The sequence below is a fragment of the Arthrobacter sp. NPDC058127 genome (genome assembly GCF_042884555.1).
Lineage (GTDB): Bacteria > Actinomycetota > Actinomycetes > Actinomycetales > Micrococcaceae > Arthrobacter.
The window spans coordinates 17,052-41,258 of sequence record NZ_JBHVTT010000027.1 but is presented as its reverse complement, the minus strand read 5'-3'; the positions used below and the strand labels follow the sequence as shown (position 1 = coordinate 41,258).

Sequence of the window (24,207 nt, the reverse complement as noted above, 5' to 3'; positions counted from 1 at the left end):
GATAACCAGCGCTAGCCCGAAATCCGGTCCAGCTCCACTCCGCTCAGTACAGCCGCCGGATGCGGCCCCCGGGCCAGGAGTTCCGCTGTCCAGCCGGCTGGCCACGGCCGGCGCGTCCCCACCAGGATGATGTTGCCGGGGTACCGGCCGGCGAACGTGCCGCTCTCGGCGAAGGCGGCAACGTCGGGCATCGCCCGGCGCATCGCGGCGACCTGGCTGCGCACCAGGGTCAAGGCCGCTTCGTCGCCGACATTGACGATGAGCACCCCGTCGGGCCGGAGCCGCGCCGCGGCCTCCGCATAGAACTCCTGGCAGGCGATATGCGCCGGAGCCTCGGGACCGGAGAAGATGTCCAGGATCACGACGTCGAACTCGAGTCGCGCGGGCAGTTCGGCGAGGGTTTCGCGAGCGTCGCCGATATGGGTCTCCAAGCGGGTGCCGTGCGGCATGGGCAACTTCTGCAGCACGAAATCGAGCAATTCACGTTCGAGCTCGACGGCGTGCTGTTCCGAACCGGGCCTCGTCGCCTCGATGTAGCGGGCCAGGGTCAAGGCCCCCGCGCCAAGATGAAGGGCAGTGATGGCCTGTCCGGCCGGCGCGGCCAGATCCACCACATGGCCGATCCGCCGCAGGTACTCGTAGAAGATTTCCGCGGGTTCCGCGAGATTGACATGGGATTGCTCGGCGTCGCCGATGCGCAGAATGTAGGCACCGCCGATCAGCGCGTCGGCCTCGATCGCTGCATGCTGCCCGGTGGTCCGCAGGAAGCGCCGTCCCTCGTGACTTTGGCCGGTGGACACAGTCAGAGCTTGTCCCGCAGGGTGGCCAGCCTGGCGGCCGCTTCTTCCAATACTTCGGTCTTCTTGCAGAACGCGAATCGCAGAAGGCTGCGCGTCCTTTCCGCGCCTTCCGGGTGGCAAAACACCGGGACGGGGATGGCAGCCACTCCTACGAGCCCCGGCAGTCTTCGTGCCAGGTCCACGGAGTCGCTGATGCCGAGGGGCGCGGTGTCCACATTGATGAAGTATGTTCCCTGCGGCGTGTAGACATCGAAGCCGGCGGCCCGCAGTCCCTCAGCGAGGATGTCCCGCTTGTGCTGGAGAGCGGACGCGATGCCGGCGTAGAACTCATCGGGCAGGGCGAGGCCTACGGCGATTGCACTTTGGAAGGGAGTGCCGGAGCTGTAGCTGAGGAATTGCTTGACGGTTCGGATCGCCGCCACGAGGTGGGCCGGTCCGCTGAGCCAGCCGATCTTCCATCCGGTGAACGAAAACGTCTTGCCGGCCGAGGAAATCGTGACACTTCGTTCGGCTGCTCCGGGGATGCTGGCGATCGGAAGGTGCCGCACCCCGAAGGTGAGGTGCTCGTAGACCTCATCGCTGAGGATCACGGCATCGTATTTCCGGGCGAGTTCGACGATTCGTACCAACACCTCGCGAGGGAACACCGCGCCCGTGGGATTGTGCGGGTTGTTGAGGAGCACAAGCTTCGTGCGCTCGCTGAATGCCGATTCCATGGCGTCCACGTCCGGAAGGAAGTCCGGCGCCAGCAAAGGAGCGGTCACATGCTTGGCCCCGGCGAGTCCAATGATGGCGCCGTAAGAGTCATAGAAAGGCTCGAAGGTCAGCACCTCGTCGCCCGGTTCGATGAACGCGAGCAATGAGGCGGCGATGGCTTCAGTGGCCCCGGTGGTCACAATGACCTCGGTCTGCGGGTCCGGGGTCAGTCCGTAGAAGTGTTCCTGGTGCGCGGCGATGGCTTCGCGAAGTTCAGGGATGCCTTTGCCCGGTGCGTACTGGTTGGCTCCCGCCGTAATGGCTGCTTGGGCTGCTGCCTTGATTTCCGCAGGCCCGTCCTCATCCGGGAATCCCTGGCCCAGGTTGATGGCGCCGGTGGATATTGCCAGGGTGGTCATCTCTTCGAAGATGGTCACTCCGAGGCTGCCGTCGGCCGAAAGCAGGTTTGCTCCGCTGGCGGCTCGTTGCCAAGGGGCGACGGACGTGTTCTCGCTGAGAGAGGCCGGGCTCGTCACTGTGGGGTTGCCTTCCTGGGTGCTGGCATCCGGCTCGTCCGGCCCGCCGTTTCAGCCATGGTATCGCCATAGTGCCTGCGGCCCCGGATGGGGTAGGTTCGAACCATGAGACGCGCAGTGTGCCCTGGCTCCTTCGACCCCATCCACAACGGACATTTGGAAGTCATCGCAAGGGCCGCCGGCTTGTTCGACGAAGTCGTCGTCGCGGTGTCCACCAACTACGCGAAGAAGTACCGCTTCAGCCTGGAAGAACGCATGGACATGGCGCGGGAGACCCTGGCTTCGTTGCGGGGCATCATCGTGGAGCCGATGGGTGAGGGACTGCTCGCCGAATACTGCAGGCACCGGGGAATTTCGGCGATCGTGAAGGGCCTGCGTTCGTCTTCCGATTTTGACTACGAACTTCCCATGGCCACCATGAACCGCCAATTGTCCGGCGTCGAGACTGTCTTTCTTCCGGCGGAGGCCCATTACCTGCATTTGTCCTCCACGCTGATCAAGGAAATTTCCCTCCTTGGCGGCGATGTCTCCGATTTCGTGCCCAAATCGGTGCTCAAAAGGCTCCTGGCTGGCGGGTCGGCAGCGGAGTAGCCCCGCAACGGGTAAGCTGGATCGGTACCTCGGGCAGAACGCGTTGCAATTGACCCGGTTTGAGTCCGTTCACGCGTTCAGGCTAAGATGGTACGTCGGTCATATGTTCTACAGGAGTTCTCATTAAGCGAGATGCAAGTTCGCCTTTGACGCTGGACGTCAAGGACCTCGGACGTAGTCCAGGAAGCATGCGGACGCTCACGGAACATGTACCCGCGCCAAGTGACCTTGGCGTGGCACTCATTGGCGTTCAGGAAGGCTCGGATATCGAGCTCGACTTGAGGCTTGAGGCCGTACACGAAGGAATTCTGGTATCTGGAACCGTATTCGCTGAAGTCAAGGGCGAATGCGGACGATGCCTGGATCCCCTTGCGTATGACCTTGAGGTCAATGTGCAAGAACTTTTCTTCTATGAGGGCGTCGAGCTTTCGGACGAAGAAGACGATGAAGAGCAACGTCGAGTCGAGCACGATCTAATCGATCTTGAACCGGTGTTGCGGGACGCGGTTGTAACCATGCTGCCGTTCCAGCCGGTGTGCCGGGAAGACTGCCAGGGCCTCTGCTCAATATGCGGAGTGCGTCTGGAAGACGAGCCGGGGCACCACCACGAGGACCTGGATCCTCGCTGGGCTGCCCTAGCTGAACTGGCTAAGACCGACCGGCAAACTGATTAGTAAGTGCTGACTAAAAGAGAAATGAGATAGCCGTGGCTGTTCCCAAGCGGAAAATGTCTCGCGCAAATACACGCGCCCGCCGTGCCCAGTGGAAGGCAACTGCCCCCAACCTGGTCAAGACCATCGAAAACGGCCAGGTTGTTTACAGCCTGCCGCACCAGGCAAAGGTCGTAACCGACTCCGCCGGGACTGCGCTGTTCCTTGAATACAAGGGCCGCAAGGTCGCAGACGTCTAAATCCGCCACAAGGCTGACAAGGATGTCTTCAACTGAAGAGCTTCTGAAGCGTCTCGGTGTCTCCATTGACGCCGAGACGCTTCGTCTTGCTCTGACACATCGTTCATACGCGTATGAAAATGGCGGGATTCCCACCAATGAGCGCCTCGAATTCCTGGGCGACTCCATTCTGGGCTTTTCCGTGACCGATTCGCTGTACCGCGACAACCCGGCACTGCCGGAAGGCGAACTCGCCAAGCGGCGCTCCGCCGTCGTCAGCACCCGCGCCTTGGCGGGTATCGGCCGGGACCTCGGCATCGGAGAATTCATCTACCTCGGGCAGGGCGAAAGACTCACCGACGGCAAGAACAAATCTTCAATTCTCGCTGACACCATGGAAGCGCTCATTGGCGCAACCTATCTTTCCAACGACATGGAGACCGCCCGGCAACTGGTCATGCGGCTCGTTGGTCCGTTGCTGAAGGACGCCGCAGCCCTTGGGGCCGGCACCGACTGGAAGACCAGCATGCAGGAGCTTGCCGCGAGCCGTCAGCTCGGGTCCATCTACTATGCCGTCGAAGGCTCCGGTCCGGACCATGCACGCACCTTTGAGGCAGTGCTCCAGATCGGCGGCACCGCCTACGGCAAAGGCTCGGGCCACTCCAAGAAGGAAGCCGAGCAGGAAGCCGCCGCGGATGCGTGGCGCACGCTGAACAGCAAAGTCACGCTGAACAGCAAAGCCGACGCTCCAGCCGATCCTGCGCACAGCGCCTGAGTCCGCATGCCGGAACTGCCCGAAGTCGAAGTGGTCCGCCGTGGCCTGGCACGTTGGGTACGAGGCCGGACCATCACGTCCGTGGACGTCCTGGACCCCCGCTCTATCCGCCGCCATGCGCTAGGCACGGAAGACTTTATCGGCAACCTTGAGAACTCCACGGTTTTGGACGTCGTCCGCCGGGGTAAGTTCCTGTGGATGCCCCTGCGGACCGAGGAATCCCGCAGCGCCGCTGGCACCGCCGGCGACGTGTCCGCCGAGGCGATGCCCGGCGTCGCGCTGATGGCGCACCTGGGCATGAGCGGGCAACTCCTCATGCAAGACCCCGGGGTTCCCGATGAGAAGCATCTCAAAGTCCGCCTCCGGCTCAGCAGTTCCGACGGCATGCCCGAACAGCTGCGGTTTGTGGACCAACGGATCTTCGGCGGACTGTTTGTCACCTCCCTTGTACCGACGCCCGATGGCGGGCCCGGGGGCCAAGGCGAGACACCCCTCCCGGAAATTGCCGAAGAAGCCTCCCACATTGCCCGTGATCCGCTGGATCCGCACTTTTCCTTTGACGACTTTTACCGCAAGATCAAGGCCCGCAAGACCGGGCTCAAGCGTGCCCTGTTGGATCAGGGAGTTATTTCGGGGATAGGCAACATCTACGCCGATGAGGCCCTTTGGCGGGCCAAACTCCACTATGCCAAGCCGACAGACACCCTTAAGCGGTCAGATGCCGTGAGGCTCGTCGATGCCGCCAAGGAAGTCATGAGCGACGCCCTGGCGGCTGGTGGGACGAGCTTTGATTCGCTTTACGTCAATGTCAACGGAGCGTCGGGATACTTCGCCCGGTCCTTGGATGCCTATGGCCGGGCGGGCGAACCGTGCAGGCGTTGCGCGGCTATAGGGTTGCCGGGTGTGATCAAGCGCGAGCAATTCATGAACCGCTCTTCCTACACTTGCCCAATCTGCCAGCCGAAACCCCGCAACGGCCGCTGGTAGCGGCCCGGAAATCCGTTACACGTACCTAAAACAGGTAGTACTACGCTACTCAATTCCTCCTTCCGGCTGACAGACTGCCGCTATGAAAGCCTGGGCTGTCCGGATCGCCGGATGCCACTGGTTCGGAGACGAGGGATGGGGGCGCCTGTGTACATTTCAATGGCTGACCGCACCGGCGGTAAGACGGATCCCCGCACGGCACGCACGGAACTGCAGGCCGGCCCGGGGGTGGCCTTCCGGTTGTCGCCGGTCATCCTCTGGCTTGGAATCGTCAGCATGGTCACCGATATTTCCTCGGAGTCCGTCTCGGCCATCCTCCCGCTGTACGTCACAGGGTTCCTAGGCCTCTCCACCATCGCCTACGGCTTCATTGACGGGCTCAACCAGGGCGCCAGCGCCATCGTGCGAATTGCTGCCGGCTGGGCATCCGACCGTACCGGGCACCCGAAACGGGTGGCCATGGCCGGCTACGGCCTGTCCATGCTGGCACGGATCGGGCTCCTGTTCGTCGGCGGATTCTGGTCGCTCATCGGGGTAGTCGCCGGCGACCGCATCGGCAAGGGCATCCGCACGGCGCCGCGGGATGCCCTGATCTCGGCGGAAGCCCAGCCGGAACATCTGGCCAGATCTTTCGGTGTGCACAGGATGCTGGACAACATCGGCGCCGCAACAGGGCCGTTGCTGGCGTTCCTGGTCCTCCTGCTGATCCCGAACGGGTTCGGCACGGTTTTTGTGGTCTCGGTGGCGTTCGCCGTGATCGGCGTTGCAGTGTTGGTCTTGGTGGTGCCGGAACGGAGGACGCCGCGTGCGGCAGAGGCGCGGACAAGCGCACGTCCTGCCTTTAGATGGAGCCAGCTGAAGGAACCCGGACTCACGAGGCTTCTTGTGACGGCCGGGCTGCTGGCCTTGCTGACTGTTGGAGACGGTTTTATCTACCTCGTCCTGCAGGACCGGGACTCGTTCGCCGTGCAATGGTTCCCGCTGCTTTACGTGGGAACGAATATCATCTACCTTGTCCTGGCGGTTCCGATCGGGCGGCTTGCGGATCGCTGGGGCCGGGTCCGGGTGTTCCTCGGCGGCCACCTTGCCTTGCTGGCCTGCTATGTGCTGGCGGCGGCCCCCTTCGGAGGGATCGGTGTCACGGCGGCTTGCCTGATGCTGTTGGGGCTGTTCTACGCCGCAACCGATGGAGTGCTGGCAGCGCTCGCCAGCCGCTTGGTCAGGCCCGAGAAGGTGGCCACCAGCATCGGCGCCGCCCAGACTGTCGTCGCCCTGTGCCGGATGGCGGCGTCAGCGGGCTTCGGGATCCTTTGGTTCGCCATCGGAGCGTCCGCTGCCATGCTGACAGCCGCCGTCGTGTTGGCTGCGGTGCTGGCGGCCACGGCAGTGCTCATGGGCACGTCCCGGAAACAGGCGGCCGACGCATGACGCCGCGCAGCCGGAAACCGGCCGCGGAACGGAGGGCTGCAATGCGGCCCACCACTCAGGGACGGACCGGCGAAACAACCGGGCAACGGTTGATGATCAGCAGGCAGCGCCTCATAACGCTGCTGGTGATCACAGTCACCGCGATCGTGGCGGCTGGAATCTATGCGGCGCTGGAATTCCAGGGTGCCAAAGCGAGCCAAGCCGCGCCGCCCCCTGTTGAAGTCACCACGTCGCAGGCCTTGCCGGTTGCACCTTTCGTTCTCTTCCGCAACACCGCCCCGGGCCAAGGCTTCGGCGAGGCTGCGACAGTACCGTTGACGGATCCGGGTGGCCCGAGGGCATTGAGCGGAATAGCCTGCGACCGCGTCTACGGCACGTCTGCGATGGCGTTTTGCCTGCAGACCAAACACGAGCTCGCTACAAACTTCCAAGCCTCGGTGTACGACAGCCACTGGAAGCAGACGGCGAGTTGGCCTCTTCCAGGCATCCCGAGCAGGGCACGGACCAATGCCGACGGTTCACTGATGGCCTCCACCGTTTTCGTGTCCGGCCACTCCTACTCCGCAGCCGGATTCTCAACGGAAACCGTCATCCGGGACCAGGCCGGGCCGGTCAGCGGAAACCTCGAAGGCTTCGCGCTGATCCTGGACGGAAACAGGATCAAGGCCACTGACAGGAACATCTGGGGCGTCACCTTCGTCCCCCGGCAGCCGGATGTCTTCTATGCCACGGCCTCCTCCCAGGGCAAAATCTGGCTCGTAAAAGGGAGCATCGCCGGGCGGACGCTGACTGTAGTCGGCTCGGGGATTGAATGTCCCTCCGTATCCCCGGACGGCACCCGCATCGCCTACAAGAAGAGTGACTCCGGCTCCCTGACCGGCCACCGCCGTATCGCCGTCCTGGACCTCGCCAGCGGCAAGGAGACCGTGCTGTCCGAGCAGCAGAGCATCGACGACCAGATTGAGTGGCTGGACAACTCCACCCTGCTATACGGCCTGCCGCGTAACGGCTCTGAAACCGACAGCGACATCTGGTCGATCCGGACCGACCCTTCCGCGGCACCCGCCCTCTTCATTGAGCACGCATGGTCTCCCTCAGTGGTCCGGTAATGCGCCCGGCCGCAGCCAATCCGGGCCATTCGGCGGGAGGGCGGTAGATTTAGGCCGTAAAGCAGCCACTGCCGCCATTGAAAGAGAACCGAAACACCTTGCACCTGAAAAGTTTGACTGTCCGGGGATTCAAGTCGTTCGCGTCGGCCACGACGTTCGACTTCGAGCCGGGAGTCACCGCCGTTGTCGGCCCCAACGGTTCGGGCAAGTCCAATGTGGTTGACGCGCTGGCCTGGGTCATGGGCGAACAAGGTGCCAAGACCCTGCGCGGCGGCAAAATGGAAGACGTCATCTTCGCGGGTACCTCGGGGCGGCCACCATTGGGCCGCGCGCACGTTGCGCTGACGATCGACAACGCCGACGGCGCCCTGCCGATCGAGTACAGCGAAGTCACCATTTCCCGCACACTGTTCCGGACCGGCGGATCCGAGTACGCCATCAACGGCTCGCCATGCCGCCTCCTGGACATCCAGGAACTGCTCTCGGATTCAGGCCTTGGCCGGGAGATGCATGTGATCGTGGGGCAGGGGCAACTCGACCGTGTCCTGCACGCCACCCCAGAGGACCGCAGGGGATTCATCGAAGAAGCGGCAGGCATCCTCAAGCACCGGCGTCGCAAGGAAAAGACCGTCCGCAAGCTGGAAGCCATGCAGGCGAACCTGCAACGCCTTGGCGACCTCACGACAGAAATCCGCCGCCAACTCACGCCGCTGGGCAAACAGGCCGAAGTCGCCCGCCGCGCCCAGACCGTGCAGTTCGACGTTCGTGACGCCAAGTCCAGGCTGTTGGCCGATGATCTCGTCCAGCTGACCCGGGCGCTGGAGAAGGACGTCGCCGACGAAGCCGCGTTGAAAGAGCGCCGCGAGGTGGTGGAAGCGGAGCTCGGCGCAGGCCGTCAACGCCAGATCCGTCTTGAGCAGCTCGCGGCTGAGGCCACACCCAAGCTCAATGCGGCCAGGGACAACTGGTACCAGCTGTCGGCAACCAGGGACCGGCTTCGCGCCTTGGGATCCCTCGCTACCGAGCGCCGCCGTCTCCTCGGTTCCTCCGATGCTGCCCCGGATTCAGGCCGCGACCCGGATCACCTGGACCGTCAGGCCGCCCGGGTCCGGCAGGAACAGGCGGAGCTGGAGCACGACATCCTGGCGAAGCAAGCAGCCCTGCTCGAGGCTACGGCAGCCAAACAGGAAGCCGAGAACCTTGCCGCGGCAGAGGACAAGCGCCTGACAGCCGTGTTGCGGGCAGCGGCCGATCGCCGTGAAGGCCTCGCGAAACTCGTAGGTCAGTTGGCCGCCGCACGATCGCGGGCCGAGGCCGCCGAGGCCGAGAGGGGCCGGCTCAGGGAATCGCTGGCAGCCGGCGAGGAACGCCGTCGCCACGCGCAAAGTGAGTTTACGGCCCTCGAGTCACAAGTGGCCGGCGTTGAAGACGGCGAAGAAAGCCTCGACGCCGAATACGAAGACGCCAGCACCCTTCTTGACGAGATCAACGCCGAGATTGAAGCGTTGAAAGCTGCCGAACGCGATGAAATCCGCCAACGCGATTCGCTCACCGCCCGCCGTGATGCTTTGCAGCTCGGACTCAACCGCAAGGATGGCTCTTCGCGGCTTCTGTCTTCGGACCACCCTGGAATCCTGGGCTCGCTGGCTTCCCTCCTGACGGTGGAGCCCGGGTATGAGACCGCCGTGGCCGCAGCGCTTGGCAGTGCTTCCGACGCCGTCGTGGTGGCGGACGGCGCGGGAGCCGTCGCCGCGATGCAGCTGTTGAAGGACGCCGACGCCGGACGCGCCTCACTCTTGGTGGCGGGCGCGGTCCCCTCCGCGGCTCCGGAGCCCGGCCTGCGGGAACTGCCAACGCTGCCTGACGGTGCGCGCTGGGCTGCCGAGTTGGTGGCGACTGACGCCAGCGAAGCCAGTGGCGCGGTGAACCTCCTGGCGTCCACCGCCGTCGTCGACGACTTGCATGCGGCGGCAAGCCTCATTGCCGGCAACCCGACGCTCACTGCGGTGACCCTCGAAGGCGACGTCTTCAGGGCCCTGACGGTAGACGGTGGATCGGCCACGGCGCCGTCGCTCCTTGAAGTCCAGGCCGCAGTGGACGACGCCGACACCCGGCTCCTCGAGCTCACCACCCGCCTTGAACGGGGCAAGTTCGCGCTGGCTGGAGCCGAAGCACGCCGGGCCGATGCCCAGGAACGGGCGAACGCGGCGCTCGACAAACTTCACGACTCGGACGCCCGCCTGGCGGCAGTCGCGGAACGGCTCGGCCACCTGAACTCCCAGTTGCGCAGCGCCGTCGGGGAACGCGATCGAATGGCCGAGTCCCTGGCCAAGGCCGAACTGAACATCGCCGTGGCAGAGGAATCCCTTGAGCTTGCCGCGGAACGGCTGGCCGCGGCGCAAGAAGCCCCCCAGGAAGAAGAGCCTTCCACGGAGCACCGCGATGCCTTGGCCCGGGCTGCCAGCGATGCCCGGTCCCGTGAGATGGAGGTCAGGCTGGGCTTGCGAAGTGCCGAGGAACAGCTCGCCGCGACCAGCAACCGGGCCGCATCCCTCGAACGGGCCGCCGCAAGCGAACGGCGGGCACGTGAAGAAGCCGCGCGCCGGGCCATGCGCCGCAAAGCCCAAGCCGAGCGGGCCTCCGCCGTCGCTTCCGCCGTCGAACAGGCCGTACGTTTCGTCGATGTGTCGGTGGACCTGGCTGCCCGCGCCCGCGACCTGGCCGAGGCGGTCCGGGAGCAGCGCGAAAAGGAACTCGGCGATGTCCGGAGCAGCAATGAGACGTTGGCCCAGGAACTTGCCGGACTGACGGATTCTGTTCACCGCGACGAACTCGCCCGAGCCCAGCAAAGGCTCAGGATCGAAGCGTTGGAAACCCGCGCCATCGAGGAACTCGGCTTGTCAGCGGAACAAATCGTGGCCGATTTCGGTCCGGAGCAGCCCGTTCCCGTGCCTGCCGCTTCGGTGGACAAGTGGGCCGAACTCCGAACGCCGGTGGACGAGGACGGAAACGCCATCGTCGAAGGTGTCCCCTTTGTCCGCGCCGAGCAGGAGAAACGGCTCCGCAAGGCCGAACGGGACCTCGCCGCCCTTGGCAAAGTAAACCCGTTGGCGCTCGAGGAATTTGCCGCGCTTGAGGAACGCCACCAATTCCTGAGCACGCAGCTGGAAGACCTCAAATCCAGTCGCAAAGACCTTTTGGACATCATCAAGGAAGTGGACAACCGCGTCCAGCAGGTGTTTGCTGAAGCGTTCGCCGATACTTCCAAACAGTTCGACCATGTCTTTGCGCGGCTCTTCCCGGGCGGGGAGGGCAAATTGGTGCTGACGGACCCCGATGACATGCTGACCACCGGCATCGAGGTGGAGGCAAGGCCCGCCGGGAAGAAGATCAAGCGATTGTCCTTGCTTTCCGGTGGCGAACGGTCGCTGACAGCTGTCGCGCTGCTCGTGGCGATTTTCAAGGCGCGGCCCTCGCCGTTCTACGTCATGGATGAAGTGGAAGCCGCGTTGGACGATACGAACCTGGGCAGGCTCATCACGATTTTCGAAGAGCTGCGCGAGTCCAGCCAGCTGATTGTCATTACGCACCAGAAGCGGACCATGGAGGTCGCGGACGCTCTCTACGGAGTGACAATGCGGGGCGACGGCGTGTCCACCGTCATCAGCCAAAGGCTCGGTGCCGAGGTCTAGCTTTGTGAGAAGCTAGGGGAGTGAACGATCTCCTCCCCATTATTTTGTCCATTGTCGCTGCCATCGTGGTGGTCGGAGGGCTGATTCCTGTCCTGCTCAAGGCGCGGAAGTCCTCCTCGACTTACGCTGGAACGCGCGACGCCAACGACCCCGCCGACAAGGCCCCGGCAGGCGGCGGAACGATCGTCGACGACGCCACCGGGACCGCGCCGGATCGCACGGTGCCCGGGCCCGTCGTCGAGCCCGCCGAGCTCGCCGTACCGGAGACAGACGTTCCGGACGACGCCGCAGGACTGGAACTTATCCAGGTGGAGACCCCCGCGCCTGTCGAGGGCCGCCTCAACCGGCTTCGCGCGCGATTGGTCAAATCCAACAGCATTCTCGGCAAGGGTCTCCTGGCCCTGCTTTCGAGCGACAAGATCGACGAGAACGTCTGGGACGAAGTCGAGGAAACACTGCTCCTTGCCGACCTCGGCACCGAGCCCACCATGCAGCTGGTCGATGCCCTGCGCGCACGGGTCAAGGTCCAGGGCACCCGCAGCCCCGAGGACGTCAAGGCCCTCCTGCGCGAGGAGCTCATCAAGCTCGTGGATCCCACGATGGACCGCAGCTTGAACGTGGAACGCAAGGGAGCCCACCCGGCCATCATGATCGTCGTCGGCGTCAACGGGGTGGGCAAGACCACCACCGTCGGCAAGCTCGCGCGCGTTCTCGTGGCCGAAGACAAGGACGTCCTGCTGGGCGCAGCCGACACCTTCCGCGCAGCGGCTGCCGAACAGCTTGCGACGTGGGGCCAGCGAGTCGGCGTCGCAACCGTCCGGTCGCACGTCGTCGGCGCGGACCCCGCCTCTGTCGCCTATGAAGCCGTCAAGTCCGGCATTGAGCAGGAAGTGGATGTCGTCATGATCGACACCGCCGGCCGCCTGCAAAACAAGGTCGGCCTGATGGACGAGCTCAGCAAGGTCAAGCGCGTCATCGAGAAGCTGGCCGAAGTGGACGAAGTCCTGCTGGTGCTGGATGCGACCACCGGCCAGAACGGCCTGAACCAGGCCAAGGTCTTTTCCGAAGTGGTCAACATCACGGGAATCGTGCTCACGAAGCTGGACGGCACGGCGAAGGGCGGGATCGTCGTCGCGATCCAAAAGGCCCTCGGCGTGCCGGTCAAGCTTGTCGGCCTCGGCGAAGGACCGGACGACCTCGCGCCGTTCGAGGCCGAAGCCTTCGTCGACGCCCTGCTCAACTAGGTGCATCCAGCCCAACTAAATAGCAGTTAATGTCGTTTTCAGCCCTGAAAACGACATTAACTGCTATTTAGTTGGGCTAGTCGATGCGCTCCGGGCCGCGCTGCATGGGCTCACGCGCAACGGACCAGCCGACGGCGGCGAGCAGGAGGATGCCGCCGGTTGCGCCGAACGCCCAGCCGTATCCGAGCCCATCGGCCAGGAGTCCGACGAGGACCGGGCCAACGATCGCTCCGGCGTCAGAGGCCATCTGGAAGACGGCCAGCACCTTGCCACCGGAGCGGCCACGACCGATGATGTCCCCGACGGCGGCCTGCTGGGCAGGGTTGAGCAAGCCGGAGCCGAAGCCCGCCGCCGCAGACGCCGCGAAAAACGCGGGAAGATTGCCCGTCAAACCGATGGCCGCGGTGGCCAGGCCGGTGACGACCAAGCCCAGCAACATCATGGGCTTGCGGCCGAAAGTGTCAGCCATACGGCCGGAGAAGGTCAGCGCCAGCGCGTTTCCGCCGGCAAACACTGCCAGCGCCCAACCCGCCGAGGCCGATCCTCCGGCCAGGACAACCACAGCGAACAATGGCACAGTGGCCATGCGCACGCCGAAGGTCGCCCAGCCGTTGCTGAAACTGGAGAACAGGGCGGCCCGGTACGCGGAGTCGCCCAGGGCCTCCTTCATCTGCATCGCCGGCCCCGCCGCGCCACCGCGGTCGGCTGCATTTGAACTGCCCGTCAGCTGCGTGCGCACAACCAAGGCCGCCAGGACCAGGGCTGCCGCGTAGGCAAGGAACGGGACGCGCAGGCCGAACCCGGCCAACAGGCCGCCGACCACAGGGCCAAGGACGCTGCCGATCAGGAAGGCGGAGGCATACGCGCCGGAGACCCGCCCACGGCTTTCCGGAGGGGCGAGCCTGATCAACAGGCCCATCGCAGCAACCGTGAACATCACGGAACCAGCCCCGCCAAGGCCCCGGAAAACGAGCAGCTGCCAATAGTTCTGGGCGAAGGCGCACGCTGCCGTCGACGCCGCCACAATCAGCAACCCTGCGATGTACACGGGACGCTCGCCGAAGCGGCCCATCAGGGCACCCCCGGCCGGGGCGAACACCAAGCGCATGAAGGCGAAAATACTCACGATCACCGCGGCGGCCGTCGCTCCGACGTCGAAAGTCGTAGCGAACTGGGGCAGCACGGGTGCCACGAGGCCGAAACCCAGTGCGATGAGGAACGCTGCCGCCAACATCACCTTGATGTCCCGTGGCATTTCAGCCTTCGCGGCCCTCGCTCCTTGATTGGCGGGGGATTCGGGGCTTGCGGTCATGGCGTTGGGGTCCTCTGGGTAGTTGGAAAGCAGGGGATGTGGAACTGACGAAACATATCCGTAACAAGGGTGATATGCACCATTTACGTTCGAGAAGTTCTTGTAACAGCCCCGCAATCTAAAACCTTCGCAGGTGAAACACTGCCCCGCAAAACTCTTATGTAGAACGCAATTGCGTTGGGACAGGCGGCAAAGTCCGCAACAAAGAGCAGAGAGGACGTAGACCATGGAATTCAGCGCCGGTCTCGTTTGGCTCCTGGTCGCGTCAGCCTTCGTGCTGTTCATGACCCCGGGCCTGGCATTCTTCTATGGCGGCATGACCCGTGCCAAGGCCGCCCTGAACATGATGATGATGAGCTTCATCGCCATCGGCACAGTGACCATCGTCTGGGTCTTGTGGGGCGCATCGATGTCCACGAGCAACACGGACAACTTCTTCCAGCTCTTCGCAAACCCGTTCAGCCACTTCGGTCTGCACAACTTCACGGATCCCGCTGACCTCCTCAAGGTAGGCTACGCCGCCACCTTCGCGATCATCACCGTGGCCCTCATCTCCGGTGCCATCGCGGACCGTGCCAAGTTCTCGGCCTGGACGCTCTTCACCCCGATCTGGGCAACCCTTGTCTACGCACCCATGGCCTACATGGTCTGGGGCGGCGGCCTCTTCTCCAAGGACGGCTGGTTCGGCCAGACTTTCGCTCCGGTCATCGACTTCGCCGGTGGCACCGTGGTGCACATCAACGCTGGTGTGGCTGGCCTGATCCTCGTCCTGATCATCGGCAACCGCAAGGGCTTCGGCAAGGACCCGAACCACCGTCCGCACAACGTGCCCCTGGTCATGCTCGGTGCCGCCATCCTCTGGTTCGGCTGGTTCGGCTTCAACGCCGGTGCAGCAGCAACCGTGGAGCAGGCGGGCCTCATCTGGATCAACACCCTCGCTGCTCCGGCAGCGGCCATGCTCGGCTGGCTTATCGTGGAGCGCATCCGTGACGGCCACCCCACCTCCCTCGGTGCCGCTTCGGGTGTCGTTGCCGGCCTGGTTGCCATCACCCCGGCTTGTGCCAACGTTTCTCCCCTCGGCGCCATCGCACTCGGCGTCGCAGCCGGCGTTGCCTCGGCCCTCGCGGTCGGCCTGAAGTTCAAGCTTGGCTACGATGACTCCCTGGATGTCGTCGGCGTACACCTGGTGTCCGGCATCATCGGCACGGTGGCCATCGGCTTCCTCGCCACCCCGACCCAGGGTGCTGCAGGCCTGTTCTATGGCGGAGGTACCACCCAGCTGGTTGCACAGTCCCTTGCAGCGCTTTGCTCGATCGTCTTCACGGGCATCATGACGTTCATCATCGCCTACCCGATCCACAAGCTCATGGGCTTCCGCATCTCCGAACGCCAGGAGATCGCCGGCGCAGACCTCAGCCTGCACGCCGAGACGGCATACGAGTTCGGCGTTGGCGGCCACGGCGGAAGCTTCCAGCCCTTGCACGACCTCATCACCGGCAAGTCATCGTCCGAAACAGCTGACGAAGCATCCGTATCAGGCAAGGAGAGTGTCCAGGCATGAAACTCATCACGGCGATCGTCCGCCCGGAGAAGCTCGACGCCATCCGAGAGGGGCTCGAAGCATACGGGGTACAGGGACTGACGGTCAGCGCGGCCAGCGGCTACGGCCGGCAGCGCGGTTACACCGAGGTGTACCGCGGGGCCGAGTACAACGTGGATCTGCTTCCCAAGATCCGCGTGGAGGTCCTGGCCACGGATGAGCAGGCAGACGACATCCTCGATGTCCTGATTGCTTCTTCCAACACCGGCCGCGCCGGTGACGGCAAAGTCTGGACCGTGGACGTCTACGAAGCCGTCCGTGTCCGCACGGGCGAGCGAGGCGCAGCAGCCATCTAAGGCACCAACGCAAAGAGGGGCCGGGTACCTGGAAAGGTACCCGGCCCCTCTTGCGTGTGCGCGCTTCCGACGGAGCACGGCCAGCTGGCTAACCCCCGACGGCGGTGGGCCAGTCTGCGGGACCGGGCCCGCCGGCGTCGTACTCTTCGAGCGGCACCGAATCCTTGGCCCAGGCCTTGATCACGGGCTCGATGATCCGCCAGCAGTCGACGGCGGTGTCGCCGCGGACCGAGAGCAGCGGATCTCCGGTAATGACGCCCTCCAACACTTCTCCGTAGGGCAGCAGATCGGAGGCATTAAGTTCTGCGTTGAGCGTCACGCGATCCAGCGTGAAGATGTTTCCTGGACCGTTGACGTCGACGTCGATCTGCAGGGTGTCCGGACCGAACCCGATGCGGAGCTGGTTGGGCGAGTCCACGCCCTCGAACCCGGACGGCAGGTGTGGAACGGGCCGGAAGGTGACGATGGCCTCTTTCCGCGCGGCACCCAGCGCCTTTCCCGAGCGCAGGATGAAGGGGACGCCTTTCCAGCGCCAGTTATCGATTCCCACTTCGACTTCCGCGAGCGTCTCCGTTTCCCGTGCAGGGTCCACGCCCGCCTCCGCGACATAGTCCGGCACGTCCCGATCGCCGATCCGGCCAGCTGTGTACCGCGCCCGCCGAGTGGACTTCTTATACGGTGCGGTGATGCTGCTCGCTCGAAGTACCGTTGAAATCGCGTCGCGGAGATCGCGCTCGCCGATGCTGGAGGGGGCATCGATGGCCAGCAGCGCCATGATGTGGAGCAAATGGCTCTGGATCATATCCTTGAGGGCGCCGGCTCCGTCGTAGTAGCGTGCGCGCCCTTCGAGTGCGAGGTCTTCATCGAAGATGATCTCCACCTTCTCGATATGGTCCCGGTTCCACACCGGCTCCAGGAACCTGTTGGCGAAGCGGAGTCCCAGGATGTTGAACACGGTGGCCTTGCCCAGGAAGTGGTCCACGCGGTGGATGTGGTCCTCGGGGACCAAAGCGGCGAGGGTCTTGTTGAGTTCCCGGGCGGATTCGGAACTGGATCCGAAGGGTTTCTCCATCACCAGGCTTGTTCCGGGAGGAAGCTGCTGGGCGGTGAGGACCTCGCAGGCCTTCTGGCTGATATGCGGTGGCAAAGCGAAGTAGACCGCGATTGGTGCTTCGAGCGCGGCCAGGAGCGTCGCGAGCCGGCCCTCCGCAGTGACATCCACTTGATGGTATTCGGTACTTTTCTCCAGGGCCGCGATTGCTTTCCTGCCCGCGGCACCTGCACCCTTGGCGGCCTCCTCGAAGGCACCGCCCACACGTTTGGTCCACTGTTCGGGCGTCCACGGGTCGGAGCCGGCTCCAACAAGCTTCAGGCCGTTCGCAAGGCCGCCGGCCACGAGCCTGGCAAGGCCCGGCAACAGCAATCGGCCCGTCAGATCTCCGGAGGCGCCTAGGATGAGCAACGTATTTACTGTTGTTTTGCTGGTCACTGTGCCAGCATGCCATCTTGCAGGCGCGTCTTGGTACCCTAGATAGTCGAGTCCCTCAGTTGACTCAGATTTGTTTGGGGCAGGAATCGTCAAGATATTGGTGCGTCGGAACGGCCGCCATTCGTAGACCATTGAAAGAAGTGCACGGCGCGTGTTCAATTCACTCTCTGACCGGTTGACAGCAACCTTCAAGAATCTCCGTGGCAAGGGCCGCCTCACCGAGGCCGACGTCGACGCCACCGTCCGCGAGATCCGGCGTGCCCTTTTGGACGCCGACGTTGCCGTGCCCGTGGTCCGCGAGTTCACCGGCCGCATCCGTGAACGTGCCCTGGGCGCTGAGGTTTCCGCGGCCCTGAACCCGAGCCAGCAGATCGTGAAGATCGTCAACGAGGAGCTCCAGGAGATCCTCGGCGGCGAGACTCGTCGTATCCGCTTGGCGAAGACCGGCCCCACCATCATCATGCTCGCCGGCTTGCAGGGTGCGGGTAAGACCACCCTCGCCGGCAAGCTTGCCAAGTGGCTCAAGGCCCAAGGTCACAGCCCCGTGCTCGTTGCCGCCGACCTCCAGCGTCCCAACGCCGTAACGCAGCTCCAGATTGTCGGCGAACGCGCCGGCGTACCTGTGTTTGCTCCGCACCCCGGCACCACCTCGGATCTGGATGTTCCCACGGGCGACCCGGTCGCCGTCGCCCGCGCCGGCGTCGACGAAGCCCGCCAGAAGCTGCACGACGTCGTGATCGTGGACACCGCGGGACGCCTCGGCGTCGACGCCGAAATGATGGACCAGGCGCGCCGTATCCGCCAGGCGATCATCCCGAACGAAGTGCTGTTCGTGATCGACTCCATGATCGGCCAGGACGCCGTCAACACGGCGGTTGCCTTCGATGAAGGCGTCAACTTCACGGGTGTCGTGCTGTCGAAGCTCGACGGCGACGCCCGCGGTGGTGCGGCCCTGTCGGTCGCGTCGGTCACCGGGAAGCCGGTCATGTTCGCGTCTACCGGCGAAGGACTCGACGACTTCGAACTGTTCCACCCGGACCGCATGGCCTCCCGCATCCTCGACATGGGCGACGTTCTCACCCTGATCGAACAGGCCGAGAAGAACTGGGACAAGGACGAAGCTGCCCGGATGGCGAAGAAGTTCGCCGACCAGGAAGACTTCACCCTGGACGACTTCCTCGCCCAGATGCAGCAGATCCGCAACATGGGCTCCATGAAGAAGATGCTCATGATGATGCCGGGTGCGCAGAACATCCGCCAGCAGCTGGAGCAGTTCGACGAGCGCGAAATCGATCGCGTGGAGGCGATTGTCCGCTCCATGACCCCGCACGAGCGTCTGGCTCCAAAGATCATCAACGGTTCCCGTCGCGCCCGTATCGCCCGTGGTTCCGGCGTGCACGTTTCCGAGGTCAACGGCCTCCTGGAGCGTTTCGCGCAGGCACAAAAGATGATGAAGAAGCTGGCCCAGGGCGGAGGCATGCCCGGGATGCCTGGCATGCCCGGCCTCGGTGGCGGTTCCCGCAAGGCAAGCAAGAGCGCGCCCAAGAAGAAGGCCCGTTCCGGAAACCCCGCCAAGGCGGCCCAGGAACTGCGCGACGCCGAGAACAAGCGGGCGAACGCCGTTCGCACCGGGGCAGCATTCGGCCAGCCTTCCGGCGACTTCGACCCCTCGCAGCTGAACCTGCCCAAGGGCTTCGATAAGTTCCTCGGCAAGTAGCGCTCCCGCCCAACTGGCTAGCAGTAGGTGTCGTTTTGACGCCCCAGAACGACAATAACTGCTAGTGAGTTGGGTTGTCGGCCCCGTGCCATAGGCTGGGGGGATGCAAAAGCAGCGCGTCGTGTTCGTCCATGGAGCAGGCACATTCGGCGCTGCCGCGTGGCCGAAACAGCATGGCATGGCGCTGGCATACGATGCACTGTTCCTGAAACGCCACGGCTTTGATGCGCAGGCCGAGCCTTTGGAATCCGATGTTGCAGCCGATGTGGAGATTATCCTCGAGTGCCTCGGAGCTCGGGAGGCCGCTTCGGCGGCCGGCCCCGCGCGTGGAGGCCATGTCGTGGCGCATTCCCAAGGCGCGATTTCCGCCATGCTGGCTGCGGTGGAGAGGCCGGACCTGATCCGCTCCCTCGTGCTGGTTGAACCGGCGTGCCTTTCCTTGACTGCTGAATTGCCCGCCACCGCGGCTTACCGGGCACTGATGGAGCCCTTGTTCGCGATCCGGAACGAACTCAGCGACGACGATTACCAACGTGAATTCGTCCGCCGGGCGTTTTCCTCGGAGGCTGCAGTCCTCAGCACTCCGGAGGCCAGGCGTACCGCGCGACGCCTGCGGCTCCAAGCGCCGCCGTGGGAAGCGCCCCTGCACATTGTGCCGGGCGTTCCCACGCTTGTCCTGACCGGTGGTTGGGAACCCCTGTACGAAGAGATCGCCGGCTACCTGCAGGAAACCGGTGCCCTCCACCGCGTTGCGGCTGGAGGACACCGGCCTCATGACTCAGTTGAAGGAGACCGGATGATCCGCTCCTTCATCGCGGATGTCAGCCGCGCCGGGTCAGTCCAAGCTTCCTGATCAGTTCAGGCTTCCTGACGTCGCCTCACGTTTTCCTGCGGGAACCTCGAGTTCGGGCAGGTAGACCTTTCCGCCGGATGCCAGGAACTCCTCGCTCTTTTCGCGCATCCCGCTGTACATTTCCGCGATGGCTGCCTGGGAATCCGCGGAGCCGTATTCGTCACGGATGTCCTGGCTGATGCGCATGGAGCAGAATTTCGGGCCACACATGGAGCAGAAATGCGCCGTCTTGGCCGGTTCGGCGGGGAGGGTCTCGTCGTGGAACGCTTCGGCCGTGACTGGATCCAATGACAGGGCGAACTGGTCACGCCAGCGGAACTCGAAGCGGGCCTTGGAGAGGGCATCGTCGCGTTCGTGGGCGCCCGGGTGTCCCTTGGCAAGGTCCGCGGCGTGGGCGGCGATCTTGTACGTGATCACGCCGGTCTTGACGTCGTCCTTGTTTGGCAGGCCCAGGTGTTCCTTCGGGGTGACGTAGCAGAGCATCGCGGTTCCGTAGCGTGCGATCTCCGTGGCGCCGATGGCCGAGGTGATGTGGTCGTAGCCCGGAGCGACGTCCGTGACCAGGGGACCCAAAGTGTAGAACGGAGCGCCCTTGCAAAGCTCCTGCTGGCGCTCCACGTTTTCCCGCACCAAGTGGAAGGGAACGTGGCCGGGTCCTTCCACCATGACCTGGACGTCGAATTCCCACGCCCGCTGCGTCAGCTCGGCCAGGGTGTCGAGCTCGGCGAACTGCGCGGCGTCGTTGGCGTCCGCCGTCGCTCCCGGGCGCAAGCCGTCGCCGAGGGAGAACGCGACGTCGTACTTGGCGAAAATTTCGCAGAGCTCGTCGAAGTGGGTGTAGAGGAAGTTTTCCTCGTGGTGGGCCAGGCACCAGCCCGCCATGATGGAGCCGCCGCGGGAGACGATGCCCGTCACGCGGTTGGCAGTGAGCGGCACGTAGCGCAGCAGCACGCCGGCGTGGATGGTCATGTAGTCCACGCCTTGCTCGCACTGTTCAATGACAGTGTCGCGGAAGATTTCCCACGTGAGCTTGTTGGCTTCGCCGTTGACTTTCTCGAGGGCCTGGTAAATGGGCACGGTGCCGATCGGCACGGGGGAGTTGCGGATGATCCACTCACGGGTGGTGTGGATGTCGTCGCCCGTGGACAGGTCCATGACCGTGTCGGCGCCCCATTGCGTTGCCCACTGCAACTTGTCCACTTCCTCGGCGATGGAACTGGTGACGGCCGAGTTGCCGATATTGGCATTGATCTTCACCAGGAACGCCTTGCCGATGATCATCGGTTCGGATTCGGGGTGGTTGATGTTGTTGGGGATGATGGCCCGGCCTGCGGCGACTTCGCTGCGGACCAGTTCAACATCGCAGTTTTCGCGTAGTGCCACGAACTGCATTTCGGGCGTCACGATGCCCTGCTTGGCATAGTGCATCTGTGTCACGGTCTTGCCGTCGACGGCGCGGCGGGGCACCGGCTGTGCGCCCTTCCACTCCGCCGAGGCCGCGCCGCGGCGCACGGCAGACTTGCCGTCGTCGAGAAGGTTCCGTTCGCGGCCGCTGTAGGCCTCGGTGTCGCCGCGGGCTTCGATCCACTCGCTGCGGAACGGTTCGAGGCCCACGACGGGATCACTACCGGGTCCTGCGGTGCGGTACACCTGGAATGGCGCGTTGGCCTCGCCGTTCGGGGACGGTTCCAGGGCTATTTCAGTCACTGGAACCCGGATTCCCGTTTCGGCATCTTCAAGGAACGAGAGGGAATGCGACTTGAGGGACTGTGTCACCTCTTGGGCCGATCCGTTTTGGGTAGGGCTCAGCTGTGTTTCTTTGGTGCTCAAAGGATTACTCACTTCCTTCGCCGGCATTACCCGGACAGGTTCAACGGTCGCAGGCTGCGTCAGCCCGATCTCAGCCCTTGCAAGGGCCCCCGTGTGGTCGTAGACGAAGCTACCACAGCTGAGAGTTCCAGAGACAGATGTGACCGAGGACAGATGTGACCGGGCCGGGCGCGGCGTCGGAGTCTAGGGTGGAATCATGGCGGAAATCATCGAATTCAGCGGCACCGTCCTCACCGGGCCGGACGTGGAACGGCGCGGCCTCTGGTCGGTCGACGGACGGCTGACCTTTTTGCGGCCTGCTGCCGTACCGGACGTCGTCCTGGACGGATGGGTGGCGCCCGGACTTGTCGACTCACACTGCCATGTTGGCTTGGGCAAGGGTGGAGCGGTGGACGAGGAGACTGCCCGTCTGCAGGCAACGGCGGATCGTAACGCCGGGACGCTCTTGATCCGCGACGCGGGATCCGCAAGTGACACGCGCTGGCTGCAGCGCCGGGCGGACATGCCCAGGATCATCCGCGCAGGCAGGCACATCGCGAGGCAACGCCGGTACATCCCCGGGCTGGCCGAAGAGGTTGAGCCGGAGAATCTGGTGGAGGCGGTGCGCAAGCAGGCCCGGTCCGGAGATGGCTGGGTCAAGATCGTCGGGGACTGGATCGACCGCTCGGCCGGGGATCTTGGCCCGTCCTTCCCGGCCGCCGTCGTCAAGGACGCGGTGGCGGCGGCACACGACGAGGGGGCCCGGGTGACCGCCCATTGCTTCGCCGAAGGGACTATCGTCGACGTGCTCGACGCCGGCATCGACTGCATCGAGCACGCCACCGGTCTCCTCCCGCACCATATTCCGCGGCTGCTGGACCAGGATGTTCCGATCGTCCCGACCCTCATCAACATTGCGACTTTTCCGGACATCGCGAAGCAGGCTGAAACCAAGTTCCCGCGTTACGCCGCCCACATGATCGCGTTGTGGGAGCGCCGGCATGAGCGGGTCCTCGAGGCGTTCGACGCCGGTGTGCGGGTGTATGCCGGGACCGACGCCGGCAGCGTCATCAAGCACGGCCGGATCGGCGAGGAAATTCTGGAACTGCACCAGGCCGGCCTTCCGGCGGCCGCCGCCCTCGATGCCGCCTGCTGGTCCGCCCGCGAGTGGCTGGGTGCCGACGGCATCAGCGAAGGCGCCAGTGCCGACGTCGTGCTCTACGCAAACGATCCCCGTGCGTCCCTTGAGATCGTGCTGAAGCCGCAATGCACCGTGCTGAGGGGACACATTTCAAGAAGCGCCGGGCATTAGGAATAAATTGAAGCTTCAAGTAATTTAGATACATAGAGGTTGCCGAAGGGCGGCGCCACGAAAGCCGGGAGTTTCACATGACCATCACATCCAGCCAGGATCTCCTTCCTGCCGAACTCACCATGGGCACTGTCATGCTCAAAGTGGGGGACATGAAGCTCATGGGCGACTACTACCAGCGGGCGCTGGGCCTGGACGTCGTCGCCGAACAGGATGGCGGACTCTACTTTGGCAGGCTCGGCAAGCCGCTGGTGCACTTGGCTCCGGCCTCCGGGCTCCAGATCCCGGGCCGCGGAGAGGCCGGGCTCTTCCACACGGCTTTGCTCTTCGAAGACCAGTCATCGCTCGCCGCAACTGTTGCCTCGGCGGCGCAATACGAACCCCATGCCTTCGTCGGCAGCGCAGACCACCTCGTCAGCGAGGCCTTCTACTTCACCGACCCGGAGGGCAACGGCATCGAGCTCTACTACGACAAGCCCCGCGAAGGCTGGGAGTGGAACGGTAGTTCGGTCGTCATGGACAGCCTGCCGCTCCCGCCGCAGCGCTACCTCCAGCAGTACTTGAGCGAATCGGCGGTGACCGGCCAGCATGAGGCGGGCGCCGGCGTCGGGCATGTCCACCTGCAGGTGGGCGACGTGCGGACCGCCCATGATTTCTACGTCGACACCCTGGGCTTCGAGCAGACGGCCGGCTGGCATGGGCAGGCCCTGTTCGTCTCCGCGGGCGGCTACCACCACCACATGGCCATGAATGTGTGGAACAGCCGCGGTGCAGGTCCGCGCAAGGACACGCTCGGCCTCGGCGAGGTGGTCATCGAGGTGCCGTCAGGAGACGACGTCGGCGCGCTCGCCGATCGCCTCAAGGTTGCCGGCATCGCGTCCCACCACACCGGCCAGGAGCTGCGCTTCGAGGACCCGTGGCGCAACCGGCTGCGCGTCGCCGTCCGCTAGCGTCCAACTTGCTCCCCGACTTCGCTTCGCTCAGCCGGGGACCCCTCGCAAGTTACACTTAGGCTCGACGGCGTGGCGCGCACTTTTCGGCCACGCCGCAGCTCCGTTGGCACGAATGAATG

General features: G+C 64.3%; 20 protein-coding genes and 1 riboswitch. Of the genes, 15 read left to right on the top strand and 5 right to left on the bottom strand.

What is annotated here, in order from left to right:
- Positions 1–11: 11 nt before the first annotated feature.
- Together ACFVTG_RS23300 and ACFVTG_RS23295 are read right to left on the bottom strand one after the other, a co-directional pair.
- Positions 12–800 (bottom strand): spermidine synthase, encoded by a 789-nt coding sequence (locus tag ACFVTG_RS23300; RefSeq protein WP_390283124.1) that lies wholly within the window; start codon positions 798–800, stop codon positions 12–14.
- 2 nt (positions 801–802) lie between these two features.
- Complete coding sequence (locus tag ACFVTG_RS23295) at positions 803–2,032, bottom strand: aminotransferase class I/II-fold pyridoxal phosphate-dependent enzyme (protein ID WP_390283122.1); 1,230 nt, start codon at positions 2,030–2,032, stop codon at positions 803–805.
- Between the two features lie 105 nt (positions 2,033–2,137).
- On the opposite strand from ACFVTG_RS23295, the gene coaD reads away from it, so the two are divergent.
- From coaD to ftsY, 9 genes are all read left to right on the top strand, one after another.
- Positions 2,138–2,623 (top strand): pantetheine-phosphate adenylyltransferase, encoded by a 486-nt coding sequence (gene coaD / locus ACFVTG_RS23290; protein WP_236811552.1) that lies wholly within the window; start codon positions 2,138–2,140, stop codon positions 2,621–2,623.
- A 146-nt stretch (positions 2,624–2,769) separates the two neighbouring features.
- Entirely contained in the window at positions 2,770–3,297 is a 528-nt protein-coding gene (locus ACFVTG_RS23285; protein ID WP_059387665.1) for a DUF177 domain-containing protein, read from the top strand.
- Between the two features lie 32 nt (positions 3,298–3,329).
- A complete protein-coding gene (rpmF, locus tag ACFVTG_RS23280; protein WP_028264646.1) occupies positions 3,330–3,533 on the top strand; it encodes a 50S ribosomal protein L32 in 204 nt (67 codons plus the stop codon).
- A 22-nt stretch (positions 3,534–3,555) separates the two neighbouring features.
- Positions 3,556–4,287 (top strand): ribonuclease III, encoded by a 732-nt coding sequence (gene rnc, locus ACFVTG_RS23275; RefSeq protein ID WP_284751137.1) that lies wholly within the window; start codon positions 3,556–3,558, stop codon positions 4,285–4,287.
- Positions 4,288–4,293: 6 nt separating this feature from the next.
- The gene (gene mutM, locus ACFVTG_RS23270; RefSeq protein ID WP_390283118.1) at positions 4,294–5,274 is read left to right on the top strand and encodes a bifunctional DNA-formamidopyrimidine glycosylase/DNA-(apurinic or apyrimidinic site) lyase; all 981 of its coding nucleotides are present in this window, start codon (positions 4,294–4,296) and stop codon (positions 5,272–5,274) included.
- 159 nt (positions 5,275–5,433) lie between these two features.
- Positions 5,434–6,702 (top strand): MFS transporter, encoded by a 1,269-nt coding sequence (locus ACFVTG_RS23265; RefSeq protein ID WP_390283116.1) that lies wholly within the window; start codon positions 5,434–5,436, stop codon positions 6,700–6,702.
- A gap of 41 nt (positions 6,703–6,743) precedes the next feature.
- Positions 6,744–7,811, top strand: a complete 1,068-nt coding sequence (locus ACFVTG_RS23260; protein ID WP_390283114.1) for a TolB family protein — start codon at positions 6,744–6,746, stop codon at positions 7,809–7,811.
- 98 nt (positions 7,812–7,909) lie between these two features.
- Complete coding sequence (smc, locus tag ACFVTG_RS23255) at positions 7,910–11,503, top strand: chromosome segregation protein SMC (protein WP_390283112.1); 3,594 nt, start codon at positions 7,910–7,912, stop codon at positions 11,501–11,503.
- Between the two features lie 20 nt (positions 11,504–11,523).
- Positions 11,524–12,747, top strand: a complete 1,224-nt coding sequence (gene ftsY, locus ACFVTG_RS23250; RefSeq protein ID WP_390283110.1) for a signal recognition particle-docking protein FtsY — start codon at positions 11,524–11,526, stop codon at positions 12,745–12,747.
- Between the two features lie 76 nt (positions 12,748–12,823).
- On the opposite strand, the gene ACFVTG_RS23245 is transcribed toward ftsY, so the two are convergent.
- Complete coding sequence (locus tag ACFVTG_RS23245; protein WP_390283108.1) at positions 12,824–14,059, bottom strand: MFS transporter; 1,236 nt, start codon at positions 14,057–14,059, stop codon at positions 12,824–12,826.
- A gap of 226 nt (positions 14,060–14,285) precedes the next feature.
- Here ACFVTG_RS23245 and ACFVTG_RS23240 point away from each other — a divergent pair, with 226 nt between their 5' ends.
- Both ACFVTG_RS23240 and ACFVTG_RS23235 read left to right on the top strand, forming a co-directional pair.
- A complete protein-coding gene (locus ACFVTG_RS23240; protein WP_284751132.1) occupies positions 14,286–15,620 on the top strand; it encodes an ammonium transporter in 1,335 nt (444 codons plus the stop codon).
- Positions 15,617–15,955, top strand: coding sequence for a P-II family nitrogen regulator (locus ACFVTG_RS23235; protein ID WP_028264639.1), 339 nt, complete (start codon positions 15,617–15,619; stop codon positions 15,953–15,955). Before ACFVTG_RS23240 ends, ACFVTG_RS23235 begins: the two co-directional genes overlap by 4 nt.
- A gap of 88 nt (positions 15,956–16,043) precedes the next feature.
- Here the strand turns inward: ACFVTG_RS23235 and ACFVTG_RS23230 are convergent, their stop codons facing one another.
- Positions 16,044–17,444, bottom strand: a complete 1,401-nt coding sequence (locus tag ACFVTG_RS23230; protein WP_390283105.1) for a glucose-6-phosphate dehydrogenase — start codon at positions 17,442–17,444, stop codon at positions 16,044–16,046.
- A 151-nt stretch (positions 17,445–17,595) separates the two neighbouring features.
- Here ACFVTG_RS23230 and ffh point away from each other — a divergent pair, with 151 nt between their 5' ends.
- Positions 17,596–19,161, top strand: a complete 1,566-nt coding sequence (ffh, locus tag ACFVTG_RS23225) for a signal recognition particle protein (protein ID WP_284751130.1) — start codon at positions 17,596–17,598, stop codon at positions 19,159–19,161.
- A 103-nt stretch (positions 19,162–19,264) separates the two neighbouring features.
- Positions 19,265–20,014, top strand: a complete 750-nt coding sequence (locus ACFVTG_RS23220; protein ID WP_390283102.1) for an alpha/beta fold hydrolase — start codon at positions 19,265–19,267, stop codon at positions 20,012–20,014.
- Here the strand turns inward: ACFVTG_RS23220 and thiC are convergent, their stop codons facing one another.
- The gene (thiC, locus tag ACFVTG_RS23215; RefSeq protein ID WP_284751128.1) at positions 20,015–21,844 is read right to left on the bottom strand and encodes a phosphomethylpyrimidine synthase ThiC; all 1,830 of its coding nucleotides are present in this window, start codon (positions 21,842–21,844) and stop codon (positions 20,015–20,017) included.
- A riboswitch (TPP riboswitch) is annotated at positions 21,840–21,947 on the bottom strand. It overlaps the preceding gene by 5 nt.
- A 93-nt stretch (positions 21,948–22,040) precedes the next feature.
- On the opposite strand from thiC, the gene ACFVTG_RS23210 reads away from it, so the two are divergent.
- Both ACFVTG_RS23210 and ACFVTG_RS23205 read left to right on the top strand, forming a co-directional pair.
- On the top strand, positions 22,041–23,135 hold the full coding sequence (locus tag ACFVTG_RS23210) for an amidohydrolase family protein (protein WP_390283100.1): 1,095 nt from the start codon (positions 22,041–22,043) through the stop codon (positions 23,133–23,135).
- A 77-nt stretch (positions 23,136–23,212) separates the two neighbouring features.
- Positions 23,213–24,085, top strand: a complete 873-nt coding sequence (locus ACFVTG_RS23205) for a VOC family protein (RefSeq protein ID WP_284751126.1) — start codon at positions 23,213–23,215, stop codon at positions 24,083–24,085.
- Positions 24,086–24,207 lie beyond the last annotated feature (122 nt).

Excerpts from the sequence above, each read along its gene's own strand:
- coaD (WP_236811552.1), top strand. The coding sequence starts at position 2,138 with ATGAGACGCGCAGTGTGCCCTGGCTCCTTCGACCCCATCCACAACGGA.
- rnc (WP_284751137.1), top strand. The coding sequence starts at position 3,556 with ATGTCTTCAACTGAAGAGCTTCTGAAGCGTCTCGGTGTCTCCATTGAC.
- mutM (WP_390283118.1), top strand. The coding sequence starts at position 4,294 with ATGCCGGAACTGCCCGAAGTCGAAGTGGTCCGCCGTGGCCTGGCACGT.
- ACFVTG_RS23265 (WP_390283116.1), top strand. The coding sequence starts at position 5,434 with ATGGCTGACCGCACCGGCGGTAAGACGGATCCCCGCACGGCACGCACG.
- ACFVTG_RS23260 (WP_390283114.1), top strand. The coding sequence starts at position 6,744 with ATGCGGCCCACCACTCAGGGACGGACCGGCGAAACAACCGGGCAACGG.
- ACFVTG_RS23245 (WP_390283108.1), bottom strand. The coding sequence starts at position 14,059 with ATGACCGCAAGCCCCGAATCCCCCGCCAATCAAGGAGCGAGGGCCGCG.
- ACFVTG_RS23240 (WP_284751132.1), top strand. The coding sequence starts at position 14,286 with ATGGAATTCAGCGCCGGTCTCGTTTGGCTCCTGGTCGCGTCAGCCTTC.
- ACFVTG_RS23235 (WP_028264639.1), top strand. The coding sequence starts at position 15,617 with ATGAAACTCATCACGGCGATCGTCCGCCCGGAGAAGCTCGACGCCATC.
- ACFVTG_RS23220 (WP_390283102.1), top strand. The coding sequence starts at position 19,265 with ATGCAAAAGCAGCGCGTCGTGTTCGTCCATGGAGCAGGCACATTCGGC.
- ACFVTG_RS23210 (WP_390283100.1), top strand. The coding sequence starts at position 22,041 with ATGGCGGAAATCATCGAATTCAGCGGCACCGTCCTCACCGGGCCGGAC.
- ACFVTG_RS23205 (WP_284751126.1), top strand. The coding sequence starts at position 23,213 with ATGACCATCACATCCAGCCAGGATCTCCTTCCTGCCGAACTCACCATG.